Below are 12,946 nucleotides of genomic sequence, written 5' to 3'. Positions count from 1 at the left end.
GAACGGCTTTCTCCGGTGTGTCCGGTGCGGGAACTGTGTGGGGGCGGGGCCGCGGCTAGCGGGAACCGCTCCGGTGCCGGTGGGCCAGTGCCTCGTAGGACGCGGACAGGGCGGGGGCGGCCGACTCGTAGGTGCGCTGGGCGATGCCCACGAACAGGCAGTCCACCACCAGGAGCTGACTGGTCCGGGACGACATCGCGGCCGGGCGCAGCTCGCTCTCGCGGGCCGTGGACGTGGTCAGTACGTGGTCGGCGTACTGGGTGACGGGCCCGTCCGGCCGGCCGGTGACCGCGATGGTCGTCGCCCCGCGCTCGAAGGCGACCCGGAGCGGTTCGATGACGTCGCCGGTCGAACCGGAGTGCGTGATGGCGATGGCCACGTCACCGGCGCGCAGCTGCACCGCGTTGGTGACGGCGAGGTGCGGGTCGCTGGGGGCATGGGCTATCAGTCCTATGCGCAGCAGTTTCTGGGTGAGGTCCTGGGCGACCAGACCGGAGGCGCCGATGCCGTACACGTCCGTCCGGCGGGCGCCGGCCAGGGCGGCGACGGCCGCACCGAGCTGGACGGTGTCCAGTCCGGCGGCCGTGTCGGCGAGGGTCTGCTGCTCGTCGTGGGCGAGCTTCGCGACGACGTCGGCGATGGGGTCGTCCACCGCGATGTCGGTGGTGATGGCGGGGGCGCGGCCCGACTCCTGCTGGGCGGCGAGCCCGGCGAGGGCCAGGCGCAGGTCGCGGTAACCGGGGTAGCCCAGCAGGCGGGCCGTGCGGACGACGGTGGCCTCGCTGGTGCCGGTGAGTCCGGCGAGACCGGTGACCGTGAGGGCCGCGCAGCCGGCCGGGTCGTCCGCGACGGCCTCGGCGACCCGCTGCATGGAACGGGTCATCGACGGCGCCAGCGTACGCACCTTGGCCGCGAGGGCGGCGGGAGCGGGCGGGGCCGGAGGGGCGGCCTGGGCGGACGGGACGGCGACGGAACTGCCGGAAGCACCGCGGGAGGTACCGGTGCCGCGCCGGTCCGCGAAAATTTCCTTCACATCCTGGGTCACTGTTGAAAGATATTTTCGTTTCGGTGGTGGGGTCAAGAGTGCGCACAATAGGGGCATGGACCCCCACGACGACCTGGACGCTCCCGAAGGCCCCGGCGACCCCCACGACACCGCTGTCCGCCCCGTCAGCTCCTTGGAGCAGGCCCTGCACGCGGCACGCGCCCTCGTGCTCGCCGACCTGGTCGCGCACGAGGTCGCCGAGGCGGAGATCGTCTCACTCGTCGAGGAGTCCGTGGCCCAGCGCCGCTGGTGGGTCGAACAGTGGCCCCAGGGTGCCGAGTTCGTGGTCGGCCTGGTCGCCCAGGACGTGCAGGACGCCCTGCTGGACCGGTACGGCCGCTGGCCGCTGTGCCCGGTGTGCGGCTCCGGCGACCCGCACGCGCTGGAGGTGGAACCGGAGTTGGGCCCGGACCCGCACTGGGTGTGCCATCAGTCGGGCGTGAAGGTCGCGGCGGTGGGCTCGCTGAGCGGGGCGGTTCCCACGTGACGGTGTACATCGACCCGCCCACCTGGCCGGGCCACGGCCACCTCTGGTCCCACCTGGTCAGCGACGTCTCCTACGACGAACTGCACGCCTTCGCCGCCGCCCTCGGCGTCCCCCGCCGCGCCTTCGAACGCGACCACTACGACATCCCCCAGCACCGTTACGCCGCCGTCGTGCTCGCCGGGGCGGTGGAGGTCAGCAGCCGCGAGGTGGTGCGGCTGCTGCACGGAGCGGGCCTGCGGGTGCGCAAGAGCGCGAGCCGGTCACGGTGACACGGTGAGGGGCGGTGGCGGGGGAGGGACCGCTGAGCTGCCACGCGGGCCGTTGCGCAGCGGAGAACCCCGGGACCGCGACAACCGACCCGGTTGTGCCGAAGTCCTCTTCCCGCGCGGGGCGCGGTGGACTCTCCTGGCCGCACTCCAGTGGGCCGCGGCAGCCTCTCCGGCCTCTCAGGCTTCTCCGGTCTCTCCGGCTCCTCGAACCTCTCGGATTTCGTAGACGTACTCGCCCTTCGCCCCGTCCTCGCCGACCCTGGTGAAGCCCGCGCGCGTGACGACGCCCTGCGAGGCCACGTTGTCGCGGTCGATGACGGCGGTGACCGTCCGTACGCCGTCCTGGGCCAGCGCCCACGCCGACAGGGTGCGCAGCGCCTCCGTGGCGTAACCGTGGCCGCGGGCGTCCTCGACGAGGTCGTAGCCGACCTCCACGCGTCCGTCCTCGTCCGGAGCGCTGTGGAACCCCATCGCGCCCACGGCGAGGTCGTCCTCCCGCCGGACCAGCACGTACGCGGTCCACTCCGGCAGGAACTCCCCTTCCTCGTACTGCTTGACCATCATCCCGGCGCCCACCCGGGTGCCCTCGGCGGGAGCGGAGCCGACCCATGCGAAGCCGCCGTCGCCGCCCGCGCCGAGGTCGGCGGCGCTCGCCGGCGTGAGGCCCTCCAGGTCGAGCCGCTCACCGCGGAGCACCGGATTGTTGCTCCAGCGCCATGGGCCGACGGGCTTGCGCCCCGGCAGTTCGCCGCGCCCGGTCGCCCACAGCAGGGTCTGCCAGGGGGTGGGCCCCGGCCGGACCCGCGGAAAGATCCGGGTGAGGACGAACGAGGCCGGTTCGGCGGGCGGTTCGTACCGGACGCCCAGGCCCTCGGCGATGTCGTGGGTGTGCAGCAGTACCTCGGCCACACCCATTGCGGCGAAGCCCTCGCGGTTCGCGTGCCGGAAGGGGTACGGGTGGAAGGCGCGGACCGCGCGCGGGGTGGTGCGGATCGTGGCGGCGAGCAGGGCACCGGTCGTGGTGATCACCTGGAGGACGCCCGCGTTGTCGGCGGGGTCCAAGCCGTCGTCGGTGCCGTCGAGAGTGATCTCGAAGGGTATGTAAGCGTCCTGCGCCCGGCCGGCCAACTGGCCGGCGTACGCGAGGAGATCGGAGGCCATGTGTACCGCGGTCTCCCGGCAGTCCCATTCCAGGCGCCCGGCCCGCACGCCTTCCCAGTCCCGGTCGGCGACCGCCCGCAGGGCCGTCACGCAGTCCGCGACGACCTCCTCCACCTGTTCCGCCGGTCGTTCCGCTCCCGAAGCATGCATGAGGGGCAGGCTATGAGGGCGGTGGCATCGGGGTCGACAGCATTTCCAGCTCGCCGCGGAGGTTGTACCGGGCCGTGGCCTCCCAGTGCTCCCGCCCGTACGGCGTGCGGAACAGGCTGGGCAGGCCCAGGAGTTGGCGCAGTACGGCGGCCCGCCCCTCGCGGAAGGCGTCGCCGGGGACGAAGTGGTACTCCTCGCGGACGGCGGCGGTGTAGGCGGCGTACGCGGACGGGGGTGAGGCGAGGATCGCGAGATCGGCGTCGCACAGCACCTGGCCGTCACGGTCGTCGTCGGCCGGGTCGTGGGTGACGGTGAGCCGCACCAGCCGCGCCACCTCGGCGGCCTTCGCCTCCGGCACCCCGGCCTCGGCCAGCGCCCGCTCGGCCAGCCGCGCCGACCGCTCCTCGTTCTCGGACCGGTCGGGCAGATACACGGCGTCGTGGAACCAGGCGGCGAGGCGTACGACGTCGGGGTCGTCCGCGTGCGCCTCCAGCTCGTCGACCCGGTCGAGGACCGCGGTGAGGTGCGCGACGGTGTGATACCGCCGCTGATCCTCCTGCCAGCGGCCGAGCAGGTGGTCGGCATAGGGGGTGGGATCGGGCGGCTCGGCGCCCGATCCCTGACCCCGGGCTCCGTCCAGGGCCCGGACGAAGCGCTCGCGCAGGGCGTCGGTGTCGGTCATGGGGCCATTGTGGCTGTGGGGCGGGCGGGGTGGCGGGGCGAAGGCCGAGCTCGGGTGTGCGGGGTGATGCGCCGGGGCGAGACGTGCGGCCGGTGCCGTCTTGCCGGCCTTCCTCCGAGGCTCGACCGACACCCGGCTTCCTGATCCGGAGCGTCTTGGCCGTGGCACCGGCTGTCCGGTTCACTTTCGTCACCCAAGCGCACTACGCTTACCCAAAGAGAGCGAATGTCAACATAGAGTGACGTTCCGCTTGACTTGCTCCCGCCCGTTTTGGGAGCATCGGTGGCAGTAAACAAAGCACGGTGCATATGGCTGCACCAGGTCCTGGGGCCGCCCCTTCGGGGGCGGCCCGAGTGTTTTCCGGGAGGGATCGTTGTACCTGTGCTACATCGACGAGGCGGGTAACGGTCAGACTCTCGACCCGGCCAAGCCGGATGCTCCGCCGGTCCTCATCGTCGGTGGTTTTACCGTTCAGGATTCCCACATCAAGCAGTTGACCTGGGATTTCCTCAACGTCAAGAAGAGGTACCGGCCGCAGTTGCGCAACGCCTCGCGCCTCTCCGAAGTGATCTACACGGAGATCAAGGGCTCCGACGTCCGCAAGGACATCCGTGTGGGCAACCGTGATCGGCGGCGGGCGGCGATACTCCTCGTCGACTCGGTCCTCGGGCTGCTGGAGCGCCACGGCGCACGCCTCCTGGCCCGCGTGTGGGTGAAGCAGGAAGGCCGTGCCTTCGACGAGACCGGCGTCTACAGCACCTCGGTCGGGAGCCTGAACGAGACCTTCCAGGCTCAGCTGCTCGACGGTCACGCGCGGGGTGTGATGATCCTCGACAGCCGGACCAAGTCCAAGAACGCACCCAACGTGCACTGCGTCACGACGCGCAAGTACCGCGCGGGCGGTGACCTCCTCAAGGGCGTCGTCGAATCGCCGGTCTTCGGCCACAGTGACACCCACACGTTGCTCCAGCTGTCCGACCTGATCGTCTCCTCCTTGCTGTTCCCCATCGCTTGCCACGCCTACTTGAGCGACGTGACGTGGAACGTGCACTGCGACGACGCGTACCGCCCGCTGAGGGAGCGGTTCGGAGGGCGGCTGATGAAGCTCCAGTTCCGCTACCGGGACCCGGTGGGCAAGTGGCGTGGGGGGATCGTGGTGTCCGATCGGCGGACGGAGCAGCCGTCGAGCCTGATGTTCGGGCCGGGGAAACCTGTCGCGTCCGAGATCGTCATTCCCGTGCAGCAGGTGGATGGCGAGGGCCTGCGGAGCGTGTTGTAGCGCGTCCGGCGGGAGGTGCGTCCCCGCCCGGCTGAGGCGGGTGTTCCTCGTCGCCCCTGCCTTCCTCGGAGGTCTCCGGCCGCCGGCTGACCGGGGCCGTCAGCATTCCGGCGATGGAGTCCGAGAGGAAGTCGCCCGCGGCGTGCCAGTGCGGCGGCTCGCCGTCGCGTTCGGCGCGCTCCTCCATGTCCGCGCACGCCGACATGACGATGTGGGTCATCAGGGTGGCCCGGCCCCGGACGATCTCCCGGGGCAGATGGCCGAGGTGGGAGACCACCGACCGGATGATCAGCGTGGCGGTGGGTGCCTCCGCCGCCATGCCGCGCACCAACTCGGTGGCGACGGGATCGTGCATCGCCTGGCTGACGAACCGTGCCCGCCAGGTCGGCTGCGGCAGCTCGGCGAGGCTGTCCGTCACCGGCACCACCAGGGCGCGGACGTCGTCCAGGAGCGAGTCGGAGCGCTCGAACATCGCCCGGCGCGGTTCCTCCAGGGCCCTCAGATGGCGCGCGAGCAGCGCGCGCAGCAGGCCCTCGCGGCCGCCGAAGTAGTAGCCCACGGCCGAGTGGTTGGTGTTCCCCGCGGCCTCGGCGACCTTGCGGTCCGAGACGTGGGAGATGCCCGACTGGACGAAGAGGCGTTCGGCGGCATCGAGCAGCGCGGTGCGCGCCGCCTCTGATCTGGCCATCGGTAGTCGTCATCTCCTGCGTGACCGTGCGTGGCGGAATCGACAACGTAACCCACGCACATGGATGTAAGTCACGTGACTTACATTGGTGACAGGTTCGTAAGTCGAGTGACTTACTGTCGGGCTCCTCGGCTCCCCGGCTCGCTTTCCCGCAGCCGGGAGCCGGGAGCCCTGGCAGGACCACACCCTTCCTCGGCCGGACGGCCGGCCGCCCGATGCCCCACCCCTTCGCCTTTGCCTTCGACAAGGAGCCAGATTTCGTGGAGCCCTCCACCACCGCCCCGTCCGCCGGCGGCCCCTCGCCCGGCCCGGCCGGCTCTCCCGGCGCGCCCCGCGCCCCGGGCCTGCCCGGCGCGCCCCGCGTGGAAGACCGCAAGACCCGGATCGGCCGCTACGTCGCCCTCTTCGCCATGCCCTTCCTGATGGTGACGATGATGTACGCGACCTACGTCGGGACCATGCACGCGCCCGCCCCCAAGGACATGCCGGTGGCCGTCGTGGGCTCCGGGCAGACGGCGGAGAAGGTCGTCTCCGCGCTGGACTCCCTGCCGGGCGACCCCCTCGCGCCGCGGCTGGTCGCCACCGCCGACGGGGCGCTCGACCTGATCGAGGACCGCGAGGTCACGGGAGCCTTCGAGATTCCCATGAGCGGCCGGGGCGAGGCCGTGATCCACACGGCGTCGGCCGGCGGCGCCTCCCAGGCGAGCACGGTCCAGCAGCTCCTGGCCCCGGTGGCCGCCGAGAACCAGTGGCAGATCGCGACCGAGGACGCCGCTCCACTCCCCGACGGGGACATGTCGGGCACCGCGGTCCTCTTCGCGGGCATGGGCATGATGCTGGCCGGCTATGTGCCGCTCAGCGTGTTGACGATGTCGCTGCCGTTCCTGCTGACGCTGCGCCGGTTCGTCCCCCTCCTCATCGGGTGGGCGGCCGTGACCAGCACCGTCATCTGGACCATCCTCGGCCCGGTCGTGGGCGCCGTGGACGGCCACTACCTGCAGTTCCTCGGCGTCGGCATGCTGACCGTCGGCGCGGTCGGCATGACGCAGATGCTCTTCACCAAGCTCGTCGGGCCGCTCGCCGTCCTGTTCGGGATGCTGCTGTGGGTCGTCTTCGGCATGCCGGCGTCCAACCTGGCGCTGTCCCTCCACAGCATGCCGGGCTTCTTCCAGTTCCTGCACGGGGTGCTGCCGCTGCCCGCCGCGGGCGAGTCCCTGCGTTCCCTGCTGTACTTCGACGACCGTGGTGCCGGCGGCTACCTGATACCGCTGGTCGTCTGGATCGTCGTCGCCTTCGTGCTCGCGCTGCTGAAGGAGCGCCGCTCCGGAACCGCGATCCCGGCCGCTCCCCCGGTCACCGACGTGAGCACCCCGCTGCCCGCGCTGGCCGGCGGCCCGGTGCGGTCCCCGAAGGTCCGCTACTTCGCCGCGATCGCCTTCCCGCTGGCCATCCTGGTGGGCGTGGTCGGCAGCATGAGCGCCTCGATGCACCAGCCGAAGGTCCACGACCTGCCCGTGGTCGTGGTCGCCGCCGACGCCGGGCAGGCCGAGCAGATGGCCGAGGGCCTGAAGCCGCAGCTCGGCGACATGCTCGACATCCGGACCGGCACCTCCGTCGACGAGGTCAAGGACCAGATCCTGGAGCAGGAGGTCGTCGGCGCCTACGTCCTGCCGACCACGGCGGACGGCGGAGCCACCCTGTACAGCTCCTCGGCGGCCGGCGCGAGCCAGCAGATGGCGCTGCGGGCGGTGTTCCAGCAGGTCGCCGCCGGCCAGGAGATGCCCCTGGAGCTGACCGACATCAAGCCGCTGACCAGTGACGACACCATGGGCAGCAACAGCATGTACATCGGCATGTCCTGGATCATGGCCGGTTTCCTGATCATGGCGGTCCTGCGCGGTGGCGCCCCGGAGCTGACGCGGCTGCGCCACTTCGTGGTGAAGCTCGCCGGCTGGGCGGTCGGCATCTCGGTGTGGCTGTGGTTCCTCTTCGACATACTGATCGGCGCCGTCAACGGCCACGCCTTCGAGATGATCGGCTTCGGCGCGCTCACCGTCTTCTGCGTCTCGCTGGCGACCGGTGTCTTCACCCGGTCGTTCGGCCTCGCCGCGATCATCCCCGTGATGCTGGTCCTGATGCTGGCCGGTGTCCCCGCCTCCGGCGGCGGCATGTCCGTCTACATGGTCCCCGACCTGTTCCGCACCCTCCAGGACGTCCTGCCGCTGCCGGCCGCCGTCGACACCGCTCGCTCGCTGGTCTACTTCGACGGCCACGGCATCGGCCGCAACCTCCTGACCATCGCGATCTGGGGCGCGGCCGGCCTGGTCCTGCAGTTCCTGGTGGACCTGTGGCTGGCCCACCGGGAGAAGAAGGCACCGGGCACGCGGCTTGGTTCCGACAGCTCCGGCACGTCCGATGCCACCGGCGGTCCGGCCCCGGTCTCCGGTTCCGCGAAGGAGCACGACGAACGGGAACCCGTACCGGCGACCTGATCCCCGTCCGGGCCCGACGACGCTCGGCAGCGCCGGCCGGCCCACGGACGAAGCCTCCGCCGCTCCCCTTGCGGGAGCGGCGGAGGCTTCTCGCTTCTGCCGGCGCCGAGCTGCGATATGGCCTTGAACCGCGACAGGGCCTCGAGCCGCCACTAGCTTGGCCCGCATGACGACTCCTGCTGATGTGCATGGCGTGCGTGAACCCGAACTTCCCGGACGGTTGTTGACCGTGGAGCGGGACGTGCTGGTCCCGTTGTTGCGGGGCCGGGCGGAGGAGGATTTCGGCCGGCCGGTCGTGGCCTGTCCGGGGTGGACCGTGCGGGACGTGTTGGCGCACTGCTCGGCCGCGCTCACCCGGGTGGTGGAGAGCCGGTTCGAGAAGGGGGTGTTCTCGCCCGCGTCGAACGAACGGGACATCGCCGAGCGGGGCGCCTGGAGCAACCAGCGGGTGGTCGACGAGCTGGAGCGGGGGATGACCGAGGCCGGGACGGTGATCGCCAAGGCCGGCGGGGTGCTGGACGTGCTCGCGCTGGGCGAGTGGGTGCATGCCGGGGACGTCCGCGAGGCGCTCGGGGAGCCCGGGGCGTACGCGGGGGACGGGCTGCCGTACGCGCTCGATCTGCTGGCCTACGTCACGGGTGCGAAGGGGCATCTGCCGCTGCACGCCGATCTCGACGACGCCGACGAGCCGCTGCGGCTCGGGGAAGTCTCCGGGGAGCGGCCTCCGGCGCGGTACATCGGGGACGGGGCGACGCTGGTGCGGCTGTACGCGGGGCGCTCGGTGAACGGGGCCTCGTACGAACTGGCCGGGGCGGAGGCCGCCGAGCTGAACATCTTCGGGGAGTGAGACCGGCCGCGGGTGCGGGGGCGCGGATCCCCGGTCGGCGGGCGTAGGCTGGATTGGACTAGACCTCTAGGCCTCCGGCTTTCCGGGCTCTGGTCGTCGACGATCCGTGCCCTGATGCCGAGGAATGGGGTTCCATGAGCAAGCGTGCAGTCCTGGAGGTGATCGCCCTCGACGCCGAGGACGCGGTCGCCGCCCAAGCGGGAGGCGCGGACCGGCTCGAGCTGGTCACCGACATCGCGGCGGACGGGCTCACCCCCTCCGCCGCCACCGTCGCCGCCGTCCGCGCGGCCGTGAGCCTCCCGCTGCGGGTGATGCTGCGCCTCGCCGACGGGTTCGCCGCCGGTGACCCCGACCGGCTGGCGCGCACGGCCCACCAGATGCGGGACGCCGGGGCCGAGGAGTTCGTCCTCGGGTTCCTCGACGCCGGCGGCCGGGTGGACCTGGACGCCGTGGAGCGGGTCGTCGGCGCGCTGGACGGCTGCCGTTGGACCTTTCACCGCGCCATCGACCGCGCCGCCGACCGCGACGCCCTCCGCAAGCAGCTCGACGGGCTGCCCGGCCTCGACACCTACCTGACGGCCGGCGCGCCCGGCGGTGTCGCCGACGGGCTGCCCACCCTGCTCGCCGAGGCCCGGCGAGGGCGAGAGGACGAACCCGGCTACCAGCAGGAACTGCTCGTCGGCGGCGGCCTGCGGCTGGAGCAGGTGCCCACCCTGCTCGCCGCCGGCATCCGTGCCTTCCACATCGGGGGCGCGGCCCGGCCCGACGGCTGGACCGGGCCCGTCTCGGCGGAAGCCGTCGCGCAATGGCGCAGGGTGGTGGACGGGGCGGCCGACGGAGACTGACACCGGCTTCGCCGGACCGGCTCAGTCCAGCAGCTGTTCCGGCAGGGGGGCTGCGTGCGTCACGATCAGGCCCGAGACCGCGCGGGTCAGGGCGACGTACAGGCGGCGCAGGCCGGTGCGTTCGTCGGGCTCGCCGTCGACCACGGCGCGCGGTTCGTCCAGGACCACGTAGTCGTACTCCAGGCCTTTCGCCAGGGACGCCGGAACCAGGGTGAGCCGGGTGTCGTACGTCGTCTCCTCGCCCGGCGCGACGTAGCCGATGCCCGCCTCCGCCAAGGCCCGAGCCAGCTCCGGGACCCGGGCGTCGGCGGCGATCAGGCCGACCGAGCCCTCGCGGGCCAGCAGCTCGCGGCAGGCCGCCAGCACGTCATCGGTCCCGCCACCGGTTCCCTCGCTCGTCCTGTCGGCGTCGGCATCGGCGGCGGCCGGGCGGATCGAGAAGAAGCCGGGGTTGTCACGGATCGACGCCACCGGCGTCAGGCCCGGCGCGATGTGCGGGAGCAGCCGGGAGGCGTACGCGATCACGTCCGTCGGGACACGGAAACCGGCGGTCAGCTCCTCGATCACCGCGTCCCGTTTGCCCAGGTGGCCCAGCGCCTCCTCCCAGCTTCGGGTCGCCCACGGCGTGGTGCCCTGGGCCAGGTCGCCGAGGACGGTCGCCGAACCGGTCGTGCAGCGCCGTCCCACCGCCCGGTACTGCATGGGGGAGAGGTCCTGCGCCTCGTCGAGCACCACGTGCCCGAGGGAATGGGTGCGCCGGATCAGGTCGGTGGCCTCGTCGATCAGTACCGCGTCCGCCGCCGACCACTTCGCGGACTTCACCGACCGCGCCGGCTTCGCCCAGAGGATCGCCTTCCGCTCGTCCTCGTCGAGCAGTCCGGCCGCGTGCTCGGCCAGGAACTCCGGGTCCGCCAGCAGCCGCAGGACGAGCTTCGCCGGGTCGACGGCCGGCCAGACGGCCTTCACGGCCGCCTTCACCGCGCTGTTGCGGGCCACCGTGTCCTGCACCCTGTCGTCCGGTGCCTCTCCGGCCCGCTCCATCTGCACCAGCACGGCGTGCGCGATGCGCTGCGGCAGGGCCTCGCGGGCGGCACCGTAGCGGATGTCCCGGTCGAGCAACTGGCGGACCAGTTCCTCCAGTTCGTACGCCGGTACCCGCCAGCGGCGCGAGCCGCGCACGACGACGACCGGTTCGGTGGGCAGGGTCACGTGCGCGTAGAGGGCCCGGCGCAGTACCTCGGCCATCCTCGCGTCGCCCTTGACGAGCGCGGTCCGCGCGTCGTCCGTCCCGCGTACCTCGACATGGGCCACCAGGTCGTCCACCGTCGCCTGCCCGACCGCCAGCTCGCCCAGCGCGGGCAGCACCTGCTCGATGTAGTGCAGGAAGGACCGGTTCGGCCCGACCACCAGCGTGCCCGTGCGGGCCAGCCGCTCGCGGTGGGCGTACAGCAGGTAGGCGACCCGGTGCAGGCCGACGGCCGTCTTCCCGGTGCCGGGACCTCCCTGCACGCAGACGCTGCCCGACAGGCCGGACCGTACGATCTCGTCCTGCTCGGGCTGGATCGTGGCGACGATGTCCCGCATCGGGCCGACACGCGGGCGCTCGATCTCCTGCTGGAGCAGCTTGCTGGTGACGGCGCCCCCGGCGGAGCCGGAGAACGTCACCGCGGCCGGGTCGGACAGGTGCTCGTCCTCGTACGCCGTGAGGTCCCCGCCGGTGTAGCCGAAACGGCGGCGCAGCGCGACGTCCATCGGGTCCTTCCCGGACGCCCGGTAGAACGGCTGCGAGACCGGCGCCCGCCAGTCGATCACCATCGGGTCGCCGTCGGCGTCGTGCACATGCCGACGTCCGATGTGCAGTGTCTGATAAGCAGCCTCCGGCTGCGGGCGCTCTCCCCGCGCCCCTTCCGCCTCCGCGGCACCCGGAGCGTGCAGGTAGTCGAGGCGGCCGAAGAACAACGGGGTGCCGCTGAGGTCGGCCAGGGCCTTGATCCGGTCCCCGATCTGCCGCTCCAGGATCTGCGCGTTGACCCAGTTCGCGGTGACGTCGCGGATGTCGAGGGCCTCGACGTCCTCGCGCATCGCGCGCAGGGCGGCACGGGACGCGGAGAGGTGGGAACGCTCGCGGGCCAGGGGGCCTCCGGCGTCGACGGCGACGGTGACGGTGCCGCCGACATCGCCGTCGGCGTCGGTGTCGGCGCTGGTGGCGGGCATGGCTGGGGTGGCGGGCGTGGGTTCGGGGACGTGCGCGGGCACGGGTCTGCCTCCGGCTGGTGCTGGCGGTGATGCCGCGTGATCACGGCACGGCGGACCGTCCGGTTTCCGTCCGGGCGGTGGCACTCCGACGAGGGAGGCGGGAAGGCCCCGGACTGCTTCCGTTCCAGTGGCCGGGGCGAGCGGGAGATTCTAGTCGGCTCCCGCACCGGGGGCGAACGATTAATTCGTCCCCTCGTCCCCTCGTCCTGCCGGTCTCCTCGTCCCGCCGGTCCGCCCTTCCTTCGCCCCGGTCTCGAGGCTCGGGGTTCCGGACCCCTCAGGGCTCTCAGGGGCGCGGGTACTCCTCGAAGGGGAGACCGTGCGTCTCGGGGCGTACGCGACGGGACCCGAAGACGGGCCCGGGGACCGATGCCCCGAATGGGTGATCAGGCGCACTCTGGACACATGAGTACAGCGACCTTCACCCCAGGCAATCAGGCCCGTGGCCCGGGCGCCCCGCACCGCGGTGCCACCGCCACCGGCTCCGTCCCGCACTCCCCGCACCGCATCGGCAACGCCCTGCGCGCGGTCCGGGTCTTCGTCGAGAGCTTCTTCTCGGTCACCGTCCTCGGTGAGTACAACGAGGAGGCGGGCGTTCGCCGGAGGTAACGGCCCGCCCGAGCCTCCGGCCCGGCCCACCCCGCCCCCGCCCGCAGTCGCGCGGGCTGAGTACGCGGACAGGTACCGGCTGAGTACGTACGCCCCTGTCCGGGCCCCGTCGCTCGGCTTGACCGGTTCCCCGAGC

General features: G+C 72.1%; 12 protein-coding genes. 7 read left to right on the top strand and 5 right to left on the bottom strand.

The features are described from left to right. Positions 1–55 precede the first annotated feature (55 nt). A complete protein-coding gene (locus OHB56_RS19340) occupies positions 56–1,045 on the bottom strand; it encodes a MurR/RpiR family transcriptional regulator (RefSeq protein WP_326753413.1) in 990 nt (329 codons plus the stop codon). Between the two features lie 55 nt (positions 1,046–1,100). Between OHB56_RS19340 and OHB56_RS19335 the strand changes: the two genes are divergently transcribed. Next, on the top strand, positions 1,101–1,532 hold the full coding sequence (locus OHB56_RS19335) for a hypothetical protein (RefSeq protein ID WP_326753412.1): 432 nt from the start codon (positions 1,101–1,103) through the stop codon (positions 1,530–1,532). Then, positions 1,529–1,801, top strand: coding sequence for a DUF4031 domain-containing protein (locus tag OHB56_RS19330; protein WP_055628132.1), 273 nt, complete (start codon positions 1,529–1,531; stop codon positions 1,799–1,801). The genes OHB56_RS19335 and OHB56_RS19330 overlap by 4 nt, the downstream gene beginning before the upstream one ends. Positions 1,802–1,978: 177 nt before the next feature. Here the strand turns inward: OHB56_RS19330 and OHB56_RS19325 are convergent, their stop codons facing one another. Together OHB56_RS19325 and OHB56_RS19320 are read right to left on the bottom strand one after the other, a co-directional pair. Then, positions 1,979–3,112 (bottom strand): GNAT family N-acetyltransferase, encoded by a 1,134-nt coding sequence (locus OHB56_RS19325; protein ID WP_406354676.1) that lies wholly within the window; start codon positions 3,110–3,112, stop codon positions 1,979–1,981. Between the two features lie 10 nt (positions 3,113–3,122). Further along, positions 3,123–3,794, bottom strand: a complete 672-nt coding sequence (locus tag OHB56_RS19320) for a hypothetical protein (RefSeq protein WP_406354674.1) — start codon at positions 3,792–3,794, stop codon at positions 3,123–3,125. 373 nt (positions 3,795–4,167) lie between these two features. Here OHB56_RS19320 and OHB56_RS19315 point away from each other — a divergent pair, with 373 nt between their 5' ends. Continuing rightward, positions 4,168–5,073, top strand: a complete 906-nt coding sequence (locus tag OHB56_RS19315) for a DUF3800 domain-containing protein (RefSeq protein ID WP_406354673.1) — start codon at positions 4,168–4,170, stop codon at positions 5,071–5,073. Here the strand turns inward: OHB56_RS19315 and OHB56_RS19310 are convergent. Then, the gene (locus OHB56_RS19310) at positions 5,024–5,761 is read right to left on the bottom strand and encodes a TetR family transcriptional regulator (protein ID WP_326753408.1); all 738 of its coding nucleotides are present in this window, start codon (positions 5,759–5,761) and stop codon (positions 5,024–5,026) included. The two genes, OHB56_RS19315 and OHB56_RS19310, sit on opposite strands and share 50 nt — an antisense overlap. Positions 5,762–6,021: 260 nt before the next feature. Here OHB56_RS19310 and OHB56_RS19305 point away from each other — a divergent pair, with 260 nt between their 5' ends. The 3 genes from OHB56_RS19305 (at position 6,022) to OHB56_RS19295 (ending at position 9,945) form a co-directional block, all read left to right on the top strand. Next, positions 6,022–8,253: an ABC transporter permease gene (locus OHB56_RS19305; RefSeq protein ID WP_406354671.1), complete on the top strand. Its 2,232-nt coding sequence runs from the start codon at positions 6,022–6,024 to the stop codon at positions 8,251–8,253. 166 nt (positions 8,254–8,419) lie between these two features. Continuing rightward, entirely contained in the window at positions 8,420–9,100 is a 681-nt protein-coding gene (locus tag OHB56_RS19300; RefSeq protein WP_406354669.1) for a maleylpyruvate isomerase family mycothiol-dependent enzyme, read from the top strand. A gap of 134 nt (positions 9,101–9,234) precedes the next feature. Continuing rightward, positions 9,235–9,945, top strand: a complete 711-nt coding sequence (locus OHB56_RS19295) for a copper homeostasis protein CutC (protein ID WP_326753405.1) — start codon at positions 9,235–9,237, stop codon at positions 9,943–9,945. Between the two features lie 21 nt (positions 9,946–9,966). Here OHB56_RS19295 and OHB56_RS19290 read toward each other — a convergent pair whose 3' ends face one another. Beyond that, a complete protein-coding gene (locus OHB56_RS19290; protein WP_406359150.1) occupies positions 9,967–12,159 on the bottom strand; it encodes a HelD family protein in 2,193 nt (730 codons plus the stop codon). A gap of 447 nt (positions 12,160–12,606) precedes the next feature. Between OHB56_RS19290 and OHB56_RS19285 the strand changes: the two genes are divergently transcribed. Further along, entirely contained in the window at positions 12,607–12,810 is a 204-nt protein-coding gene (locus OHB56_RS19285) for a hypothetical protein (RefSeq protein ID WP_055596311.1), read from the top strand. Positions 12,811–12,946: the final 136 nt, after the last annotated feature.

The organism is Streptomyces sp. NBC_01635 (genome assembly GCF_045209715.1).
Lineage (GTDB): Bacteria > Actinomycetota > Actinomycetes > Streptomycetales > Streptomycetaceae > Streptomyces > Streptomyces hirsutus.
Note: the sequence above shows the minus strand (reverse complement) of the source record. Positions and strands in the feature narration are given on the sequence as shown.

Bases quoted from the DNA above. Each gene is read 5' to 3' on its own strand.
- OHB56_RS19295 (WP_326753405.1), top strand. From the start codon at position 9,235: ATGAGCAAGCGTGCAGTCCTGGAGGTGATCGCCCTCGACGCCGAGGAC.
- OHB56_RS19325 (WP_406354676.1), bottom strand. From the start codon at position 3,112: ATGCATGCTTCGGGAGCGGAACGACCGGCGGAACAGGTGGAGGAGGTC.
- OHB56_RS19285 (WP_055596311.1), top strand. From the start codon at position 12,607: ATGAGTACAGCGACCTTCACCCCAGGCAATCAGGCCCGTGGCCCGGGC.
- OHB56_RS19320 (WP_406354674.1), bottom strand. From the start codon at position 3,794: ATGACCGACACCGACGCCCTGCGCGAGCGCTTCGTCCGGGCCCTGGAC.
- OHB56_RS19290 (WP_406359150.1), bottom strand. From the start codon at position 12,159: ATGCCCGCCACCAGCGCCGACACCGACGCCGACGGCGATGTCGGCGGC.
- OHB56_RS19300 (WP_406354669.1), top strand. From the start codon at position 8,420: ATGACGACTCCTGCTGATGTGCATGGCGTGCGTGAACCCGAACTTCCC.
- OHB56_RS19310 (WP_326753408.1), bottom strand. From the start codon at position 5,761: ATGGCCAGATCAGAGGCGGCGCGCACCGCGCTGCTCGATGCCGCCGAA.
- OHB56_RS19335 (WP_326753412.1), top strand. From the start codon at position 1,101: ATGGACCCCCACGACGACCTGGACGCTCCCGAAGGCCCCGGCGACCCC.